Annotated in this window: 25 protein-coding genes; 21 read left to right on the top strand and 4 right to left on the bottom strand. The window is 64.8% G+C overall.

The genetic code is table 11. From position 1 onward, the window contains the following. Window positions 1-3 precede the first annotated feature (3 nt). Complete coding sequence (locus P6144_RS14835; protein WP_277768576.1) at window positions 4-825, bottom strand: lectin ESA-2; 822 nt, start codon at window positions 823-825, stop codon at window positions 4-6. Between the two features lie 228 nt (window positions 826-1,053). Between P6144_RS14835 and P6144_RS14830 the strand changes: the two genes are divergently transcribed. After that, complete coding sequence (locus P6144_RS14830; RefSeq protein WP_277768575.1) at window positions 1,054-1,410, top strand: DUF3140 domain-containing protein; 357 nt, start codon at window positions 1,054-1,056, stop codon at window positions 1,408-1,410. Between the two features lie 143 nt (window positions 1,411-1,553). On the opposite strand, the gene P6144_RS14825 is transcribed toward P6144_RS14830, so the two are convergent. Beyond that, entirely contained in the window at window positions 1,554-2,006 is a 453-nt protein-coding gene (locus P6144_RS14825; protein ID WP_277768574.1) for a GFA family protein, read from the bottom strand. Between the two features lie 95 nt (window positions 2,007-2,101). Between P6144_RS14825 and P6144_RS14820 the strand changes: the two genes are divergently transcribed. Then, on the top strand, window positions 2,102-2,704 hold the full coding sequence (locus P6144_RS14820; protein ID WP_277768573.1) for a DUF4142 domain-containing protein: 603 nt from the start codon (window positions 2,102-2,104) through the stop codon (window positions 2,702-2,704). 201 nt (window positions 2,705-2,905) lie between these two features. Here P6144_RS14820 and P6144_RS14815 read toward each other — a convergent pair whose 3' ends face one another. Together P6144_RS14815 and P6144_RS14810 are read right to left on the bottom strand one after the other, a co-directional pair. Continuing rightward, window positions 2,906-3,391: a polymer-forming cytoskeletal protein gene (locus tag P6144_RS14815; RefSeq protein WP_277768572.1), complete on the bottom strand. Its 486-nt coding sequence runs from the start codon at window positions 3,389-3,391 to the stop codon at window positions 2,906-2,908. 5 nt (window positions 3,392-3,396) lie between these two features. Continuing rightward, window positions 3,397-3,951: a hypothetical protein gene (locus P6144_RS14810; RefSeq protein WP_277768571.1), complete on the bottom strand. Its 555-nt coding sequence runs from the start codon at window positions 3,949-3,951 to the stop codon at window positions 3,397-3,399. Window positions 3,952-4,232: 281 nt separating this feature from the next. Here P6144_RS14810 and rpsL point away from each other — a divergent pair, with 281 nt between their 5' ends. The 19 genes from rpsL to rpsN all read left to right on the top strand — a co-directional run bounded on the left by rpsL (window position 4,233) and on the right by rpsN (window position 15,996). After that, the gene (rpsL, locus tag P6144_RS14805) at window positions 4,233-4,604 is read left to right on the top strand and encodes a 30S ribosomal protein S12 (RefSeq protein ID WP_184169899.1); all 372 of its coding nucleotides are present in this window, start codon (window positions 4,233-4,235) and stop codon (window positions 4,602-4,604) included. Window positions 4,605-4,667: 63 nt separating this feature from the next. Then, window positions 4,668-5,138 carry a 30S ribosomal protein S7 gene (gene rpsG, locus P6144_RS14800; RefSeq protein ID WP_086128636.1) on the top strand — a complete coding sequence of 157 codons (471 nt, stop codon included), beginning with the start codon at window positions 4,668-4,670 and terminating at the stop codon, window positions 5,136-5,138. Window positions 5,139-5,239: 101 nt separating this feature from the next. Continuing rightward, the gene (gene fusA / locus P6144_RS14795; protein WP_277768570.1) at window positions 5,240-7,333 is read left to right on the top strand and encodes an elongation factor G; all 2,094 of its coding nucleotides are present in this window, start codon (window positions 5,240-5,242) and stop codon (window positions 7,331-7,333) included. A gap of 108 nt (window positions 7,334-7,441) precedes the next feature. Beyond that, window positions 7,442-8,638, top strand: coding sequence for an elongation factor Tu (gene tuf / locus P6144_RS14790; protein WP_277768569.1), 1,197 nt, complete (start codon window positions 7,442-7,444; stop codon window positions 8,636-8,638). Between the two features lie 170 nt (window positions 8,639-8,808). Beyond that, a complete protein-coding gene (gene rpsJ / locus P6144_RS14785) occupies window positions 8,809-9,120 on the top strand; it encodes a 30S ribosomal protein S10 (protein WP_029936463.1) in 312 nt (103 codons plus the stop codon). A 391-nt stretch (window positions 9,121-9,511) separates the two neighbouring features. After that, window positions 9,512-10,267 carry a 50S ribosomal protein L3 gene (gene rplC, locus P6144_RS14780; protein ID WP_277768568.1) on the top strand — a complete coding sequence of 252 codons (756 nt, stop codon included), beginning with the start codon at window positions 9,512-9,514 and terminating at the stop codon, window positions 10,265-10,267. Next, window positions 10,268-10,882, top strand: a complete 615-nt coding sequence (gene rplD / locus P6144_RS14775; RefSeq protein WP_277768567.1) for a 50S ribosomal protein L4 — start codon at window positions 10,268-10,270, stop codon at window positions 10,880-10,882. Continuing rightward, complete coding sequence (locus P6144_RS14770) at window positions 10,875-11,189, top strand: 50S ribosomal protein L23 (RefSeq protein ID WP_277768566.1); 315 nt, start codon at window positions 10,875-10,877, stop codon at window positions 11,187-11,189. The genes rplD and P6144_RS14770 overlap by 8 nt, the downstream gene beginning before the upstream one ends. Window positions 11,190-11,193: 4 nt before the next feature. Further along, window positions 11,194-12,045 carry a 50S ribosomal protein L2 gene (gene rplB, locus P6144_RS14765; RefSeq protein ID WP_277768565.1) on the top strand — a complete coding sequence of 284 codons (852 nt, stop codon included), beginning with the start codon at window positions 11,194-11,196 and terminating at the stop codon, window positions 12,043-12,045. A 4-nt stretch (window positions 12,046-12,049) separates the two neighbouring features. Next, window positions 12,050-12,328: a 30S ribosomal protein S19 gene (rpsS, locus tag P6144_RS14760; RefSeq protein ID WP_116838639.1), complete on the top strand. Its 279-nt coding sequence runs from the start codon at window positions 12,050-12,052 to the stop codon at window positions 12,326-12,328. Continuing rightward, window positions 12,328-12,705 (top strand): 50S ribosomal protein L22, encoded by a 378-nt coding sequence (rplV, locus tag P6144_RS14755; RefSeq protein WP_086128645.1) that lies wholly within the window; start codon window positions 12,328-12,330, stop codon window positions 12,703-12,705. The genes rpsS and rplV overlap by 1 nt, the downstream gene beginning before the upstream one ends. Beyond that, complete coding sequence (rpsC, locus tag P6144_RS14750; protein ID WP_277768564.1) at window positions 12,705-13,412, top strand: 30S ribosomal protein S3; 708 nt, start codon at window positions 12,705-12,707, stop codon at window positions 13,410-13,412. Before rplV ends, rpsC begins: the two co-directional genes overlap by 1 nt. A 12-nt stretch (window positions 13,413-13,424) precedes the next feature. Further along, the gene (gene rplP / locus P6144_RS14745) at window positions 13,425-13,856 is read left to right on the top strand and encodes a 50S ribosomal protein L16 (protein ID WP_086128647.1); all 432 of its coding nucleotides are present in this window, start codon (window positions 13,425-13,427) and stop codon (window positions 13,854-13,856) included. Between the two features lie 4 nt (window positions 13,857-13,860). After that, the gene (rpmC, locus tag P6144_RS14740; RefSeq protein WP_277768563.1) at window positions 13,861-14,064 is read left to right on the top strand and encodes a 50S ribosomal protein L29; all 204 of its coding nucleotides are present in this window, start codon (window positions 13,861-13,863) and stop codon (window positions 14,062-14,064) included. A gap of 11 nt (window positions 14,065-14,075) precedes the next feature. Then, window positions 14,076-14,348, top strand: coding sequence for a 30S ribosomal protein S17 (gene rpsQ / locus P6144_RS14735; RefSeq protein WP_086128649.1), 273 nt, complete (start codon window positions 14,076-14,078; stop codon window positions 14,346-14,348). A gap of 63 nt (window positions 14,349-14,411) precedes the next feature. After that, on the top strand, window positions 14,412-14,780 hold the full coding sequence (rplN, locus tag P6144_RS14730) for a 50S ribosomal protein L14 (protein ID WP_086128650.1): 369 nt from the start codon (window positions 14,412-14,414) through the stop codon (window positions 14,778-14,780). After that, window positions 14,780-15,097 (top strand): 50S ribosomal protein L24, encoded by a 318-nt coding sequence (gene rplX, locus P6144_RS14725; RefSeq protein ID WP_277768562.1) that lies wholly within the window; start codon window positions 14,780-14,782, stop codon window positions 15,095-15,097. The genes rplN and rplX overlap by 1 nt, the downstream gene beginning before the upstream one ends. Further along, on the top strand, window positions 15,090-15,671 hold the full coding sequence (gene rplE / locus P6144_RS14720) for a 50S ribosomal protein L5 (RefSeq protein WP_277768561.1): 582 nt from the start codon (window positions 15,090-15,092) through the stop codon (window positions 15,669-15,671). Before rplX ends, rplE begins: the two co-directional genes overlap by 8 nt. 19 nt (window positions 15,672-15,690) lie before the next feature. Continuing rightward, complete coding sequence (gene rpsN, locus P6144_RS14715) at window positions 15,691-15,996, top strand: 30S ribosomal protein S14 (protein WP_277768560.1); 306 nt, start codon at window positions 15,691-15,693, stop codon at window positions 15,994-15,996. Window positions 15,997-16,006: the final 10 nt, after the last annotated feature.

Here is a 16,006-nt window from a genome sequence, read left to right as displayed (position 1 = left end):
AGGTCAGGCTTCCGCCAGCGCCTCGCTCACCGCCGGCACCAGGTTAAGCCCGATCGGCCCCTCGCCGGCATAGGTCATCGTGCCCGAGAGCCCGTTGCCGCTGCCGGTCGCCTTCACCGCGACCACGCCCTGGGTGCCGCGGCAGCCGATCACCCACACGCCGCCATCGTGCCAGGGCGCCTGGTCGCCGCCCCACTGGTTGAGCACGCTATAGGTGTCGGCCATGGTCTGGGTCGCCTTGAAGCCGATCGGGCCTTCGCCCGAATAGGTCATCGTGCCGGTGAGGGTGCGGCCATTGTCGGCGCTCGAGATGTCGAGCGCAACGACCGGCTGGTCGGGCCGGCAGCCCAGCACCCACAGCCCGCCCTGGTGCCAGGGCGCGGAATTGCCGCCCCACTGGTTGGTCGCGTCGAAGCCGGTGCCGCTCGACACCGAGCCCTTCACTCCGATCGGCCCTTCGCCGGCATAGGTCATCGTGCCGGTGATCGTCTGGCCGCCGTCGCTCGACTTGAGGTCGAACGCCACGGCGTTCTGGCCGTTGCGCGCGCCGAGCAGGAACAGCCCGGCATCGTGCCAGGGTGCCGAGCTACCGCCCCACTGGTTCTCCACCTGGTAGCAGTTGGTGGTGACGAGCGTGGCGCGCACCCCGATCGGGCCTTCACCTTCATAGGTCATCGTGCCGGTGAAGCTCTTGCCGCCGTCGCCCGACTGGATCTGCAGCGCGATCGGGTTCTGATCGGCGCGGTTGCCGATGCTGAGCAGGCCGCCATCATGCCAGGGCGCCGAATTGCCGCCCCACTGGTTCTGCGTCGCGTAGATCGTCATCTTAGCCTCTTTTCGCTGTGCCACCCGCTCCATCCGTGCGCTGGAGGCGACCCGTCCATTGAGGACGTGCGGCAGCGCCCGGCGGATTCGCCGAGTGACGGGTTCCTGATTCAAGCCCCTGTGGACCGGTCGCGCGCGACAGACTCGCGGGCGACATCGCGATAATAATCGATTCGCCGGTGAAACTGAGCGGAGAGAGGTCCGTTGCGGACAGGATTGCAGGCCAAAATGGAGAAGCCGGTGCCCGAGCGCGACGACCACGAGACGGTGTGGCGGAAATTTCACGACGCGGTGAACATGGCGCCCGCCGAAATCGAGGAATGGCTGGAGACCGAGCAAAGCCACAAGGTGGGCTTCAAGCGCGATGGCGGCGAGAGCGTGGGCCATGCATCGGGCCGCCGGATCGTCGAGATATTGCGGACGAAGAAGGCCGATCTCGGCGGCGGCGACTATGCCCATATGCGCAAGGTGATCGGCTTCGTCGCACGCCACCGCGGGCAGGGGCCGCACGACGAATACAAGGTGCCGACGTCACGCTGGCGCTATTCGCTGATGAACTGGGGGCATGATCCGTTGAAGGGGTGAGGGGCGCGTAATCCTCTCCCGGAGGGAGAGGGGGACCGCCGGCGTAGCCGGTGGTGGAGAGGGCATGCCACAAGCGGTGTCACTCGTGGCGTTCCCCCTCCACCAGCCTGCGGCTGGTCCCCCTCCCCCTTCGGGGGAGGATTTTAGCGGGCAGCATATTCAGCCGTAAGCTTCTCCCAGTCGTTCCAGTCTGGATTGCCCGGATAGCTCTTCGCCGCGCCGGTCTCGGCCCAGGGCAGCTTCTCGCTGGTCCACGTCTCCAGGAAGGGCGGGGCGGTGTCGGGCGCGTCGAGCATTGTCGTGCGGATGTTGACGAACCAGTCGATCCCCTCGGCGCGGGTGAAGATCCAGCTCTTGCAATGGTCGCAGTGGAAATGGTGCGCGACCGGCCCGTGCAGCCCGCCGATCACCGGCTCGCCCTGAGTCACTTCGAAGCTGCCCGTCGGTACGGTCAGCGTGAGCGAGAAGGCACTGCCGGTCATCTTCTGGCAGCCGGTGCAGTGGCAGGCGCTGGTTAGGAACGGCGCGCCGGCCAGGCGGAAACGCACCGCGCCGCAGCGGCAGCCGCCTTCCCGGATCTGGGTCCAGTCGGTCATCGGCGCTCTCCTCGTTTCGCCGCATCGGGCAATTGCAGTCGGAACGGGTGCCTCCATGCCCGCGTTCCCTTCTCAAGAACAGGAGGGATGCCCGCATGAAACAATACTTCTTTGCGATCGGCCTGGGCCCTGCCTTTGCGCTCGGCGCCTGTGGCGGCAGCGAGCCGGTGACCACCGTCGACAATATCGTCGCGACCGACACGATCATTCCCGAGAACAGCATCGACGCCAATGCGGCGACCGGCACCGACATCAATGCCGCAACGGGTGCCGCGGTGATGACCGGCCAGACCTTTGCCGACACCGCCGGCGCCAGCGATGCCTATGAAGTGGCGGCAGGCAAGCTCGCCCAGCAAAAGGCGACGAGCCAGGCGCTCAAGGATTTCGGCGGGATGATGGTGACCGGCCATACCGAATCGACCGCCAAGCTGAAGGCGGCCGCCGCCAAGGCGGTGCCCGCGCTGATGCCGAACCCCAGGCTGAGCGCCGAGCAGGAAGCGAACCTCGCGACGCTGCGCGACACGACCGGGGCGGATTTCGACACCGCCTACAAGGCGCAGCAGCTGGTGGCGCACCAGAGGACGCTGGCAACGGTGCAGGATTATGCCGCGAACGGCACGGTGCCCGAGCTCAAGGCCTTCGCGGTCGAGATCGCGCCGATCGTCCAGCAGCACCTAGACAAGATCAAGGGGCTGTAGGGTTTTCACCCTTCCTCTCCCCGGCGAAGGCCGGGGCCCAGACTAAGCAGTGCGTGGCGAAGACGCGCCAAGGCGCGTGCATTTCAAGTCTGGGCCCCGGCCTTCGCCGGGGAGAGGCTATGCGGTTAACTTCCGACACCAAAGCAAAGGGCGCGCTCTCCGGGGAGAACGCGCCCTTCCTGTTTGCCGATAAGCCCGGGCTTATTCGTTCGCCGCCGCCGCGAAGGGCGAAGGGGCCGCTTCGACCGGGCGCGGGCCGGTTGCCGCAGCAGCCGCTGCCTGGACCGTGCTCATATGCTTCAGGCGGCCGTCGATATGGCCGCCATTCTCGATGGTGATGTTCTCGTACTCGACATCGCCGGTGATCTTTGCCGAACGCTCGATGGTGAGCGTGCGGACGCGCACCGTGCCTTCGATCGCACCGGCAAGGCGGGCGCTGTCGGCGGTGACGTTGCCGAAGATCTGGCTGTCGGCGCCCTGCGCCAGGCTACCGCAATTGACGTCGCCTTCGATGCGGCCATCGATGTGCAGGTCGGCGGTGGCCGAAACGTTGCCCGTGACGGTCACGTCCGGGCCGATCACCGAAAACATGCCGCGCTTGCCGCTGCTGCTGCTCTGCTGCGGCGGTGCCGGCGGCACTGCCGGGCGCTCGTCGCGATCGCGACCACGATTATTGCCGTTGAACATTCACGCTACTCCCCAAATTCGGACCCCGAATCCCTGCATAAATCCCTAGCATAATGTGCAGGAACAGGCACCGACCAAAAGCGGGACAGGCGTTCCAGAGAGGGATTGTCGTTGGCGGCGGGGCAGCGAGCGCGGCAAAGCCACGCGGCGCCGAGCATCGTTACGCCGGCGACCAATGGAGAGAGCGGCAGCGGCCCGAGCATCGCCAGCGTTCCGGCGAGCGCCAGGCCGCCGGCGAATCGGTCGATCCGGAGCAGCGGCAGCGCGAGCGCCACCGGCACCAGCAGCGCGGCTGCGCCGATATGCGGAAACACCGCCAGCGGAATCAGCGCGGCAGGCAGCGCGGCTTTGGGCAGCGGCCCTGCGGGCAATGCGGTGAGCTGGGCGAGGTGCCAGGCGAGCAGCCCGGTGCCGCCCACCGTGGCCAGGCCGAACAGCTCCCAGGACAGCAGGCCCGTCGCGCCGGGGAGCGCGGGGCCGAAGCCGCCGAGCACGAGCGTGGCGAACAGCGCCGCGAGCGCGGCGGCTAGCGGCTTGAATCGGGATGCGTAACGAACCATCTCGCAACCCCTAGCCCGCAGCTGGTTGACGCTCCGTTATCCCGGCTGCGGCGGCACAGGGCGAGTCAGTTGACCGCCAAGCCCCCCGTCGCTATAGGCGCCCCCGTTCCGCGAGGGACCGGTCCGTCCGGTCATGATTCTTCGTGGGGCAAGAGCTGAACGTTGCTGGAGACGCAATGGTCCAGGGGGCCGATGGCACCCGGGGCCTTTTCGTATTCTCAAACAAGGGTTCCAGCAAAGTAACCGCCGGCTGCGGCCGGTAACATAAGGTGAAGGGCTTCATGCCGACGATTAACCAGCTGGTCCGCAAGGGCCGCGAACTGCAGAAGACCAAGTCGAAGGTCCCTGCGATGGAGCAGAACCCGCAGAAGCGCGGCGTTTGCACCCGTGTCTATACCACGACCCCGAAGAAGCCGAACTCGGCGCTCCGCAAGGTTGCGAAGGTCCGCCTGACCAACCAGCGCGAAGTCATCAGCTACATCCCGGGCGAAGGTCACAACCTTCAGGAGCACTCGGTTGTGCTGATCCGCGGCGGCCGTGTGCGCGACCTTCCGGGCGTGCGCTACCACGTGCTGCGCGGCGTGCTCGACACGCAGGGCGTCAAGGACCGCAAGCAGAGCCGTTCGAAGTACGGCGCGAAGCGTCCGAAGTAATCACAGCCATAGTAAGCCCCGGACGGGTTCCGGACACGCTGAAGTTTTAGAAGGAAATTCAAGATGGCTCGTCGTCGTCGCCCCGAAAAGCGCGAAATCCTGCCGGATCCCAAGTTCGGTGACATCGTGCTTTCGAAGTTCATGAATTCGGTGATGCTGGACGGCAAGAAGTCCGTCGCCGAAGGCATCGTCTATTCGGCCCTGGAAACCGTCGAGACCCGCGCCAAGCGCGATCCGATCGGCGTGTTCCATGACGCGCTGAACAACATCAAGCCGGGCATCGAGGTCCGCAGCCGCCGCGTCGGCGGTGCGACCTACCAGGTGCCGGTGGAAGTCCGTCCGGAGCGTGCGCAGGCGCTTGCGATCCGCTGGCTGATCTCGTCGGCCCGCAACCGCAGCGAGAACACCATGTCGGCCCGCCTCTCGGGCGAGCTGCTGGACGCCTCGAACAACCGCGGCAACGCGGTGAAGAAGCGCGAGGATACCCACCGTATGGCCGAGGCGAACCGCGCCTTCAGCCACTACCGCTGGTAAGACTCCCGGACGCGCCGGCCAGGCTGGCGCTTCCAACTTTCGTTCCTACATATCGGGGAGCCGGATCGTCCGGCTCCCCACATCCTTAAGGAAACCAGGTCATGGCCCGCAGCCATCCGCTCGAGCGTTACCGCAATATCGGCATCATGGCGCACATCGACGCCGGCAAGACGACGACGACCGAGCGCATCCTCTACTACACCGGCAAGTCCTACAAGATCGGCGAAGTGCACGAAGGCACCGCGACGATGGACTGGATGGAGCAGGAGCAGGAGCGCGGCATCACCATCACCTCGGCGGCGACCACCTGCAAGTGGCGCGCGGCAGAGGGCAAGGGTGAAGAGCACCTGATCAACATCATCGACACCCCGGGCCACGTCGACTTCACCATCGAAGTCGAGCGTTCGCTGCGCGTGCTCGACGGCGCGGTTGCCTGCTTCGACGGCGTTGCCGGCGTGGAGCCGCAGTCGGAGACCGTGTGGCGCCAGGCCGACAAGTACGGCGTGCCGCGCATGTGCTTCGTCAACAAGCTCGACCGCACCGGTGCCGATTTCTATTTCTGCGTCGACACGATCGTCGAGCGCCTCGGCGCGCGTCCGGCCGTGCTGTATCTCCCGATCGGCATGGAAGGCGGCTTCAAGGGCCTGGTCGACCTGGTCGAGAACCGCGCGATCATCTGGCTCGAAGAGTCGCTGGGCGCGAAGTTCGAATATGCCGAGATCCCCGACGACCTGAAGGAAAAGGCCGCGAAGTATCGCAGCGACCTGATCGAGATGGCCGTCGAGCAGGACGACGCGCTGATGGAAGCGTATCTCGAAGGCAATGAGCCGTCGGTCGCCGACCTCAAGAAGCTGATCCGCAAGGGCACGCTCGAGATGGCCTTCGTGCCGATCCTGTGCGGCTCGGCGTTCAAGAACAAGGGCGTGCAGCCCTTGCTCGACGCCGTGGTCGACTATCTGCCGAGCCCGCTCGACATTCCCGACGTGCAGGGCGTGAAGCTCGACGGCGAGACCCCGGATTCGCGTCCGGCCGCCGACGATGCCCCGCTGTCGCTGCTCGCGTTCAAGATCATGAACGATCCGTTCGTCGGCTCGCTCACCTTCGCCCGTATCTACTCGGGCACCCTCACCAAGGGCAGCTACCTGAACTCGGTGAAGGACAAGAAGGAAAAGATCGGCCGTATGCTCCTCATGCACGCGAACTCGCGTGAGGACATCGATGAGGCGCGTGCGGGCGACATCGTCGCGATCGCGGGTCTCAAGGAGACCACGACCGGCGACACGCTGTGCGACGCTGCCAACCCGATCATCCTGGAGCGCATGGAGTTCCCGGAGCCCGTGATCGAGCTGTCGGTGGAGCCGAAGACCAAGGCCGACCAGGAAAAGATGGGCATCGCGCTCAACCGCCTGGCCGCCGAGGATCCCTCGTTCCGCGTTTCGACCGACCACGAGTCGGGCCAGACCATCATCAAGGGCATGGGCGAGCTCCATCTCGAGATTCTGGTCGATCGCATGAAGCGCGAGTTCAAGGTCGAGGCGAATGTCGGTGCGCCGCAGGTGGCGTATCGCGAGTATCTCGCGAAGCCGGTGGACATCGACTACACGCACAAGAAGCAGTCGGGCGGCACCGGCCAGTTCGGTCGCGTCAAGGTCAAGCTGACCCCGGGCGAGCGCGGTTCGGGCTTCGTCTTCAAGGACGAAGTCAAGGGCGGCAACGTGCCGAAGGAGTATATCCCGGCGATCGAGAAGGGCTTCCGCGAGACGGCGCAGACCGGTTCGCTGGTCGGCTTCCCGATCATCGACTTCGAAGTGCTGCTCTATGACGGTGCGTACCACGACGTCGACTCGTCGGCGCTGGCCTTCGAAATCACCGCCCGTGCCGCAATGCGCGAAGCCGCCCAGAAGGCCGGCATCAAGCTGCTCGAGCCGATCATGAAGGTGGAAGTCGTGACCCCCGAGGACTATCTCGGCGACGTCATCGGCGACATCAACAGCCGCCGTGGCCAGATCCAGGGTACCGACAGCCGCGGCAACGCGCAGACGGTCGAGGCGATGGTCCCGCTGGCGAACATGTTCGGCTATGTGAACCAGCTCCGCTCGTTCACCCAGGGTCGTGCGCAGTACTCGATGCAGTTCTCGCACTATGACGAAGTGCCGCCGAACGTGGCCGACGAAGTCAAGGCGAAGCTGGCGTAACACGCTTCGCCCGCTCGGGCTGGCGTAATCTAAAAACAGCCGCTATGGGGCCGCCTTCCGGCGAATCCCCTGGCGGCGCGGAATCAGAGATCAGAAGGTAGGAAAACAATGGCGAAGGCAAAGTTTGAGCGGAACAAGCCGCACCTCAACATCGGCACCATCGGTCACGTCGACCACGGCAAGACCTCGCTGACGGCCGCTATCACCAAGGTTCTGGCGGAGAACGTCGCGGGCAACGCCGCCGTCGACTTCGCCAACATCGACAAGGCTCCGGAAGAGCGCGAGCGCGGCATCACCATCTCGACCGCGCACGTCGAGTACGAGACCGACAAGCGTCACTATGCGCACGTCGACTGCCCGGGCCACGCCGACTATGTGAAGAACATGATCACCGGCGCTGCCCAGATGGACGGCGCGATCCTCGTGGTCGCCGCCACCGACGGCCCGATGCCGCAGACCAAGGAGCACATCCTGCTCGCTCGCCAGGTCGGCGTGCCGACCATGGTCGTCTTCCTGAACAAGGTCGACCTGGTCGAGGACGAGGAAATCCTCGAGCTCGTCGAGATGGAAATCCGCGAAGAGCTGTCGCGTCGTGAATTCGACGGCGACAACATTCCGATCATCCGTGGTTCGGCGACCGCCGCTCTCTCGGGTTCGGACGACAAGCTCGGCAAGGACGCGATCCTGGCCCTCATGGCTGCCGTCGACGAGTCGATCCCGCAGCCGGAGCGTCCGCTCGACAAGCCGTTCATGATGCCGATCGAAGACGTGTTCTCGATCTCGGGCCGCGGCACCGTGGTGACCGGCCGCGTCGAGACCGGCATCGTCAAGGTTGGCGAGGAAGTCGAGATCGTCGGCATCCAGGAAGCCGTCCGCAAGACCACCGTCACCGGCGTGGAAATGTTCCGCAAGCTGCTCGACCAGGGTGAAGCCGGCGACAACATCGGCGCGCTGATCCGCGGCGTCGGCCGTGACGAAGTCGAGCGTGGCCAGGTTCTGGCCAAGCCGGGTTCGATCAAGCCGCACACCGACTTCAAGTCGGAAGTGTACGTGCTGTCGAAGGACGAGGGTGGCCGTCACACGCCGTTCTTCGCCAACTATCGTCCGCAGTTCTACTTCCGTACCACGGACGTGACCGGCACGATCGAGCTGCCGGAAGGCACCGAGATGGTGATGCCGGGCGACAACGTCGCTCTCGGCATCAAGCTGATCGCGCCGATCGCCATGGACGTCGGCCAGCGCTTCACCATCCGCGAAGGCGGCCGCACCGTGGGTGCCGGCGTCGTCGCCGAGATCCAGAAGTAAGCTCAAGTTTCGGCCGCAAGGCCTGAACTGAAAAACAATCGCCCGGCTCTCCAAAAAAGGAGAGTCGGGCGGTTGCCTTTTTATGAGGGGCGCTGTAAGGGCGCGCCTTCGGTTTTGGGTACAGCATAGAGGCTCGGCAACGGGCCCCGCTCTTTCGCATTGGTAGGGACATGGAAACGCAGAATATCCGTATTCGCCTGAAGGCGTTCGATCATCGAGTGCTCGACCAGGCGACCGGCGACATCGCCGACACTGCGCGCCGCACCGGCGCTCTCATCCGTGGCCCGATCCCGCTTCCGACGAAGATCGAGAAGTTCACGGTCAACCGTGGTCCCCACATCGACAAGAAGAGCCGCGAGCAGTTCGAAGTGCGCACCTACAAGCGCATGCTCGACATCGTGCAGCCGACCCCGCAGACGGTGGACGCGCTGATGAAGCTCGACCTCGCCGCCGGCGTGGACGTCGAGATCAAGCTCGCTTAAGCGAGCTTGCCTTTAGCCCCGGCGAAAGCCGGGGTCGCTCTCCACTTGGCGTATCTCTGCAAGGGAACGCAGTTGGAGGGTGGACAGGGAAGCGCTGCTGACGTAAAGGCGCGCCTCCACACGAGATTCGCGATTCCCTTATGGGGGATTCGCCAGGTTCCTCCACCGGATCGATCCCGATCCAACGCAAGGAACCGGAGGGCGCCACGGGCGCACTCGCATCGCGATAGGGATACCGCCGGCCTCTTCGGAGAACCGGGTCTGCGTCCCCCGTCGCCTCTTCCTTCGGGAGGGGGTTCAGCCCGGACGGGGGCTCGCATCATATTTTCGGGCTGAAGCACGCACCCGAGGGAATGGTCCCGAGGGTGCCTATGCATAGGAGCAACTGGTCATGCGCACTGGCGTGATCGCGAAGAAGTTGGGGATGACCCGCCTGTTCCAGGACGACGGCCGCCACGTGCCCGTCACCGTCCTGGCTCTCGAAGGCGTCCAGGTCGTCTCCGTCCGCGAAAAGGATCGCGACGGCTACACTGCCGTCCAACTCGGCGCCGGCACGGCGAAGAGCAAGAATGTCGCCAAGCCGCAGCGCGGCCACTTCGGCAAGGCCGAAGTCGAGCCCAAGGCTGTCGTCCATGAGTTCCGCGTCGACGCGGACGGCCTGCTCGAAGTGGGCGCCGAGATCTCGGCCGACCACTATGTCGCCGGCCAGTTCGTCGACATCCAGGGCAAGACCCAGGGCAAGGGCTTCGCGGGCGGCATGAAGCGTTGGGGCTTCGGCGGTCTGCGCGCCACCCACGGCGTCTCGGTTTCGCACCGCTCGCTCGGTTCGACCGGTCAGCGCCAGGATCCGGGCAAGGTCTTCAAGAACAAGAAGATGGCCGGCCACATGGGTGACAAGTTCCGCACCCAGCAGAACCTCGAGATCGTCGGCACCGACGTCGAGCGCGGCCTGATCTTCGTCAAGGGCTCGGTCCCTGGCTCGAAGGGCGGCTGGCTGTTCGTCAAGGACGCCGTCAAGGTCGCTCGCCCCGACACCGCGCCGTTCCCGGCCGGCATCAAGTCGGTTGCCAACAACAACACCGCTCCCGCGGAGACTCCGGCCGATACGGTCGAGGCTCCTGAGGCGACCGAAGGCCAGGAGGGCTAAGTGAAGGTCAAGGTTCAAACCCTCGACGCCAAGGCATCGGGCGACATCGAGCTCAACGACACCGTCTTCGGTGTCGAGCCGCGCGCCGATATCCTGCACCGCGTCGTCACCTGGCAGCTCGAGAAGCGCCGCGCCACCGCGCGCGGCACTCGCGAGCGTGCTGACGTCGCCCGCTCGGGCAAGAAGTTCGGTCGCCAGAAGGGCGGCGGTACCGCCCGTCACGGCGATCGCCGCGCTCCGGTGTTCATCGGCGGTGGTAAGGCGCACGGCGCCCGCGTTCGCGACTTCAATCCGTCGCTGAACAAGAAGATCCGCGCGCTCGGCCTGAAGATGGCGCTCAGCAGCCACGCCAAGGCGGGCTCGCTGATCGTCCTCGACGCCTTCGGCACCGCCAAGACCGCGGAGCTGAAGACCCAGTTCGCCAAGCTCGGCACCGGCAAGACTGCCCTGGTGATCGACGGCGAAGCCGGCAACGGTTTCCTCGCGGCCCGTAACCTGGTGGGCGTCAACGTCCTCCCGGCGGTCGGCGCCAACGTCTATGACATCCTGAAGCACGACACGCTGGTTCTGACCCGCGCTGCCGTCGAGAGCCTGGAGGCGCGCTTCAATGGCTAAGAAGCAGGCAGCTGCGATCGACAACCGTCACTATGACGTGATTGTCGCTCCGCACATCACCGAAAAGTCGACCCTGGTCTCCGAGTACAACGCCGTTGTGTTCAAGGTCGCCGGCGACGCCACCAAGCCCGAGATCAAGGCCGCTGTCGAAGCGCTGTTCTCGGTCAAGGTCACGGGCGTCAACACGATCGTCCAGAAGGGCAAGACCAAGAAGTGGAAGGGCGCGCCGTATCGCCGCTCTGACGTGAAGAAAGCGATCGTGACGCTCGCCGATGGCGATCAGATCGACGTGACGACGGGAATCTGAGGCGATGGCACTCAAGAACTATAATCCGACGTCGCCTGGCGTCCGCGGCCTGATCCTGATCGACCGTTCGGCCCTGTACAAGGGTCGCCCGGTCAAGGGTCTGACCGAAGGCAAGACCAAGACCGGCGGCCGCAACAACAAGGGCCATGTGACCTCGCGCGGCATCGCCGGCGGTCACAAGCAGCGCTACCGTATCATCGACTTCAAGCGTCGCCTGTGGGACGTTGAGGGCACGGTCGAGCGGATCGAGTATGATCCCAACCGCACCGCCTTCATCGCGCTCGTCAACTACGGCGCCGACGAAGCCGGCAAGGATCGCCTGGCCTACATCATCGCTCCGCAGCGTCTCGCTGTCGGCGACAAGGTGATCGCGGGCAAGAAGACCGACGTGAAGCCGGGCAACGCCATGGAACTGTCGCAGATGCCGGTCGGCACCATCGTCCACAATGTGGAGATGAAGCCGGGCAAGGGCGGTCAGATCGCGCGTTCGGCGGGCACCTATGTGCAGGTCGTCGGCCGTGACCGCGGCATGGTCATCGTTCGCCTGAACTCGGGCGAGCAGCGCTACATCCACGGCAACTGCATGGCGACGGTCGGTGCGGTGTCCAACCCGGACAACCAGAACACCAACCTCGGCAAGGCCGGCCGCAACCGCTGGAAGGGCATCCGCCCGCTGACCCGCGGTGTCGCGAAGAACCCGGTCGACCACCCGCACGGCGGTGGTGAAGGCCGTACCTCGGGCGGCCGTCACCCGGTCACCCCGTGGGGCAAGCCGACCAAGGGTGCGCGCACCCGCCACAACAAGGCGACGGACAAGATGATCATCCGCAGCCGTCACGCGAAGAAGAAGGGCTAATAGGATGGCTCGTTCCGTTTGGAAGGGTCCGTTCGTGGACCTCCACCTGCTCAAGAAGGCGCAGACCGCGCAGGAGCAGGGCACCCGCGCCGGTCCGATCAAGACCTGGTCGCGCCGCTCGACGATCCTGCCGGACTTCGTCGGCCTGACGTTCAACGTCTATAATGGCCGCAAGTTCGTGCCGGTCTCGGTCAACGAGGACATGGTTGGCATGAAGCTCGGCGAGTTCGCGCCGACCCGGTTCTTCCCGGGCCACGCTGCCGACAAGAAGGGTAAGCGCTAATGAGCAAGCCTGCAGCCCCCCGTAAGGTCGGCGACAAGGAAGCCCTTGCCGTCGCCACGCAGATCCGCGGCTCGGCCCAGAAGCTGAACCTCGTTGCGGGCCTGATCCGCGGCAAGAAGGCCGGCGATGCGCTGAATATCCTTCAGTTCTCGACCAAGGCCATGGCCGTCGACGCCCGCAAGGTTCTCGCTTCGGCGATCGCCAACGCGGAGAACAACCACAACCTCGACGTCGACGCACTCGTCGTCGCCGAGGCTTCGGTCGGCAAGTCGATCACGATGAAGCGCTTCGCGACCCGCGGCCGTGGCAAGTCCACCCGCATCCTGAAGCCGTTCAGCCGTCTTCGCATCGTCGTCCGCGAGCAGGAAGAAGCATAATGGGTCACAAGAGCAACCCGATCGGTCTTCGCCTCCAGGTCAACCGTACCTGGGACAGCCGTTGGTTCGCCGAGGGCGCCGATTACGGCCGCCTTCTCATGGAGGACCTCAAGATCCGCAAGTACATCCTCGAGACGCTGCCCCAGGCCGCGATCTCGAAGGTGGTGATCGAGCGTCCGGCCAAGCTGTGCCGCGTGTCGATCTACGCTGCCCGTCCCGGTGTCATCATCGGCAAGAAGGGCTCGGACATCGAGAAGCTGCGCAAGACGCTGAGCTCGATGACCTCGAGCGACGTGAGCCTGAACATCGTCGAGATCCGCAAGCCGGAAGTCGACGCCAAGCTCGTCGCCCAGGGCATCGCCGATCAGCTCGAGCGTCGTATCGCCTTCCGTCGCGCCATGAAGCGCGCGGTGCAGTCGGCGATGCGTCTCGGCGCCGAGGGCATCCGGATCAACTGCGGCGGCCGTCTCGGCGGCGCCGAGATCGCCCGTTCGGAATGGTATCGCGAAGGTCGCGTTCCGCTGCACACGCTGCGCGCGAACATCGATCACGCCACTGCCGAAGCGCACACCGCCTATGGCGTCTGCGGCGTGAAGGTGTGGATCTTCAAGGGTGAGATCCTCGGCCACGATCCGATGGCGACCGATCGCCTCAACCTGGAATCGCAGACGACGGGCGTGCGCCCGGCGCGCGAAGACCGTCGCTAAGGACTAGGGACAATGCTGCAACCGAAGCGCACCAAGTTCCGCAAGGCCTTCAAGGGCCGCATCCATGGCGACGCCAAGGGTGGCACGGCGCTCAACTTCGGGTCGTACGGCCTGAAGGCGATGGAGCCGGAGCGGATCACCGCCCGCCAGATCGAAGCGGCTCGCCGCGCGATCACGCGCCACATCAAGCGTCAGGGCCGTCTCTGGATCCGCATCTTCCCGGACGTGCCGGTTTCGTCGAAGCCTGCTGAAGTCCGCATGGGCTCGGGTAAGGGTTCGCCGGAATTCTGGGTCGCCCGCGTCAAGCCGGGCCGCATCCTGTTCGAGCTGGACGGCGTGCCGGGCCCGCTCGCTGCTGAAGCTTTCGAGCGCGCGGCGATGAAGCTGCCGATCAAGGTCAAGGTCGTGGCTCGCCTCGGCGATACCTCGCACCTGGAGGGTTGATAGAATGACCAAGGCTACCGATCTTCGTGCGAAGACCGAAGACCAGCTGAGCGACGAGCTCGGCAACCTGAAGCGCGAGGCGTTCAACCTCCGCTTCCAGGCCGCGACCAGCCAGCTCGAGAAGCCGAGCCGCGTTCGCGAGGTCCGTCGTGACATCGCCCGTATCAAGACGCTGCAGAACGAGCGCTCGCGCTCGGCTGCGAAGTAAGGACAGAGACCATGCCGAAGCGCGTGCTGACCGGGAACGTGGTTTCCGACAAGGGCGACAAGACGGTCGTCGTGCTCGTGGAGCGTAAGGTGAAGCACCCGCTCTACGGCAAGATCATCCGTCGCTCGAAGAAGTATCATGCCCATGATGAGGGCAATGAGTACAAGGCCGGCGAGACCGTGCGCATCGAAGAGACTGCGCCGATCTCGAAGCTCAAGACCTGGAAGGTGATCGAGCGGGTGAACACCCACGCGACCCCGACCAAGTCGGACGCCGCCGCCTAAGCGTTTTCAACTGGAACCGCCGGGCGAACGTCCCGGTAGGCCGAACGAGAAGGAACCGGATCCATGATCCAGATGCAGTCCAATCTCGACGTCGCTGACAACAGCGGCGCGAAGCGGGTGCAGTGCATCAAGGTGCTGGGCGGATCGAAGCGTCGCTTCGCCTCCGTCGGCGACGTCATCGTCGTCAGCATCAAGGAAGCTGCTCCCCGCGGCAAGGTGAAGAAGGGTGACGTGCACCGTGCCGTCATCGTCCGCACCGCCAAGGACGTCCGCCGCGCCGATGGCTCGGTCATTCGCTTCGACGGCAATGCTGCCGTCCTGGTCAACAAGAACGAGGAGCCGATCGGCACCCGTATCTTTGGCCCGGTGGTCCGCGAGCTGCGCTCGAAGGGCTTCATGAAGATCATTTCGCTCGCCCCCGAGGTGCTGTGATGGCTGCTGCCAAGATCAAGAAGGGCGACCAGGTCATCGTCCTGTCCGGCAAGGACAAGGGCCGTACCGGTGAAGTCGTCAAGGCTCTCCCCAAGGAGGGCAAGGTTGTTGTGTCGGGCGTGAACGTCGCCGTGCGTCACCGCAAGGCTTCGCAGGCCAACCCGCAGGGTGGCCTCGAGCGTTCGGAAGCGCCGATGGCGGTGTCGAAGGTCGCCCATGTGACCAAGGACGGCAAGCCGACCCGCGTCCGCTTCGAGGAGCGTGACGGCAAGAAGGTCCGCGTTGCGGTCAAGACCGGGGAGGTCATCAATGGCTGATTCCTACACGCCGCGCATGCGCAAGCTCTATGACGAGACCATCGCCAAGGCGATGACCGAGAAGTTCGGTTACAAGAACGTCATGGAAGTGCCGAAGATCGAGAAGATCGTGCTCAACATGGGCGTCGGCGAAGCGACCCAGGACAAGAAGAAGGTCGAGCAGGCCGCTTCTGAAATGGAGCTGATCGCGGGCCAGAAGCCGGTGATCACCAAGGCGAAGAAGTCGATCGCGCAGTTCAAGCTGCGCGAGGGCATGCCGATCGGCGCGAAGGTCACCCTTCGCCGCGAGCGCATGTACGAGTTCCTCGATCGCTTCATCACGATCGCGCTGCCGCGCGTTCGCGACTTCCGTGGCCTGAACCCGAAGTCGTTCGACGGCCGCGGCAACTATGCCTGCGGTCTCAAGGAGCAGCTGATCTTCCCGGAAATCAGCTACGATAAGGTCGACAAGATCCGCGGCATGGACGTGATCGTGACCACCACCGCGAAGACCGACGAGGAAGCTCGCGAGCTTCTCCGTCTCTTCGGTTTCCCGTTCCCGCAGGATGCGGACGGCGAAGCCAAGGCCGCGTAAAGGAAAGAGAACTTAAGTCATGGCGAAACTGAGTTCCGTGAACAAGAACGAGCGTCGCAAGCAGCTGGTGAAGAAGTACGCCGGCAAGTATGCGAAGCTGAAGGCGATCGCGAATGACGAGAGCCTCGATGAGACCGAGCGTCTCATCGCGCGTCTCAAGATGGCCGAGCTGCCGCGCAACGGCAACCCGACCCGCATTCGCAACCGGTGCGAGCTCACCGGTCGCCCCCGCGGTTACTACCGCAAGTTCCGTCTTGCTCGTGTCATGCTGCGTGATCTGGCCAACAAGGGCCTGATCCCCGGTGTCACGAAGTCGAGCTGGTAAGGATCACGAA

The organism is Sphingomonas sp. HITSZ_GF (assembly GCF_029543155.1).
In the GTDB taxonomy this organism is placed as follows: Bacteria; Pseudomonadota; Alphaproteobacteria; order Sphingomonadales; family Sphingomonadaceae; genus Sphingomonas.
The sequence above is the reverse complement of the archived record's forward strand: the minus strand, read 5'-3'. Positions and strand labels throughout refer to the sequence as shown.

Coding starts and splice junctions, on each gene's coding strand:
- rpmC (WP_277768563.1), top strand. CDS start 13,861: ATGACCAAGGCTACCGATCTTCGTGCGAAGACCGAAGACCAGCTGAGC.
- P6144_RS14825 (WP_277768574.1), bottom strand. CDS start 2,006: ATGACCGACTGGACCCAGATCCGGGAAGGCGGCTGCCGCTGCGGCGCG.
- P6144_RS14830 (WP_277768575.1), top strand. CDS start 1,054: ATGGAGAAGCCGGTGCCCGAGCGCGACGACCACGAGACGGTGTGGCGG.
- rpsL (WP_184169899.1), top strand. CDS start 4,233: ATGCCGACGATTAACCAGCTGGTCCGCAAGGGCCGCGAACTGCAGAAG.
- rplP (WP_086128647.1), top strand. CDS start 13,425: ATGCTGCAACCGAAGCGCACCAAGTTCCGCAAGGCCTTCAAGGGCCGC.
- P6144_RS14770 (WP_277768566.1), top strand. CDS start 10,875: ATGGCTAAGAAGCAGGCAGCTGCGATCGACAACCGTCACTATGACGTG.
- rplN (WP_086128650.1), top strand. CDS start 14,412: ATGATCCAGATGCAGTCCAATCTCGACGTCGCTGACAACAGCGGCGCG.
- rplC (WP_277768568.1), top strand. CDS start 9,512: ATGCGCACTGGCGTGATCGCGAAGAAGTTGGGGATGACCCGCCTGTTC.
- rpsN (WP_277768560.1), top strand. CDS start 15,691: ATGGCGAAACTGAGTTCCGTGAACAAGAACGAGCGTCGCAAGCAGCTG.
- rplB (WP_277768565.1), top strand. CDS start 11,194: ATGGCACTCAAGAACTATAATCCGACGTCGCCTGGCGTCCGCGGCCTG.
- P6144_RS14820 (WP_277768573.1), top strand. CDS start 2,102: ATGAAACAATACTTCTTTGCGATCGGCCTGGGCCCTGCCTTTGCGCTC.
- fusA (WP_277768570.1), top strand. CDS start 5,240: ATGGCCCGCAGCCATCCGCTCGAGCGTTACCGCAATATCGGCATCATG.
- P6144_RS14815 (WP_277768572.1), bottom strand. CDS start 3,391: ATGTTCAACGGCAATAATCGTGGTCGCGATCGCGACGAGCGCCCGGCA.
- rplE (WP_277768561.1), top strand. CDS start 15,090: ATGGCTGATTCCTACACGCCGCGCATGCGCAAGCTCTATGACGAGACC.
- rpsQ (WP_086128649.1), top strand. CDS start 14,076: ATGCCGAAGCGCGTGCTGACCGGGAACGTGGTTTCCGACAAGGGCGAC.
- rpsG (WP_086128636.1), top strand. CDS start 4,668: ATGGCTCGTCGTCGTCGCCCCGAAAAGCGCGAAATCCTGCCGGATCCC.
- rpsC (WP_277768564.1), top strand. CDS start 12,705: ATGGGTCACAAGAGCAACCCGATCGGTCTTCGCCTCCAGGTCAACCGT.
- tuf (WP_277768569.1), top strand. CDS start 7,442: ATGGCGAAGGCAAAGTTTGAGCGGAACAAGCCGCACCTCAACATCGGC.
- rpsS (WP_116838639.1), top strand. CDS start 12,050: ATGGCTCGTTCCGTTTGGAAGGGTCCGTTCGTGGACCTCCACCTGCTC.
- P6144_RS14810 (WP_277768571.1), bottom strand. CDS start 3,951: ATGGTTCGTTACGCATCCCGATTCAAGCCGCTAGCCGCCGCGCTCGCG.
- rplX (WP_277768562.1), top strand. CDS start 14,780: ATGGCTGCTGCCAAGATCAAGAAGGGCGACCAGGTCATCGTCCTGTCC.
- rplV (WP_086128645.1), top strand. CDS start 12,328: ATGAGCAAGCCTGCAGCCCCCCGTAAGGTCGGCGACAAGGAAGCCCTT.
- P6144_RS14835 (WP_277768576.1), bottom strand. CDS start 825: ATGACGATCTACGCGACGCAGAACCAGTGGGGCGGCAATTCGGCGCCC.
- rpsJ (WP_029936463.1), top strand. CDS start 8,809: ATGGAAACGCAGAATATCCGTATTCGCCTGAAGGCGTTCGATCATCGA.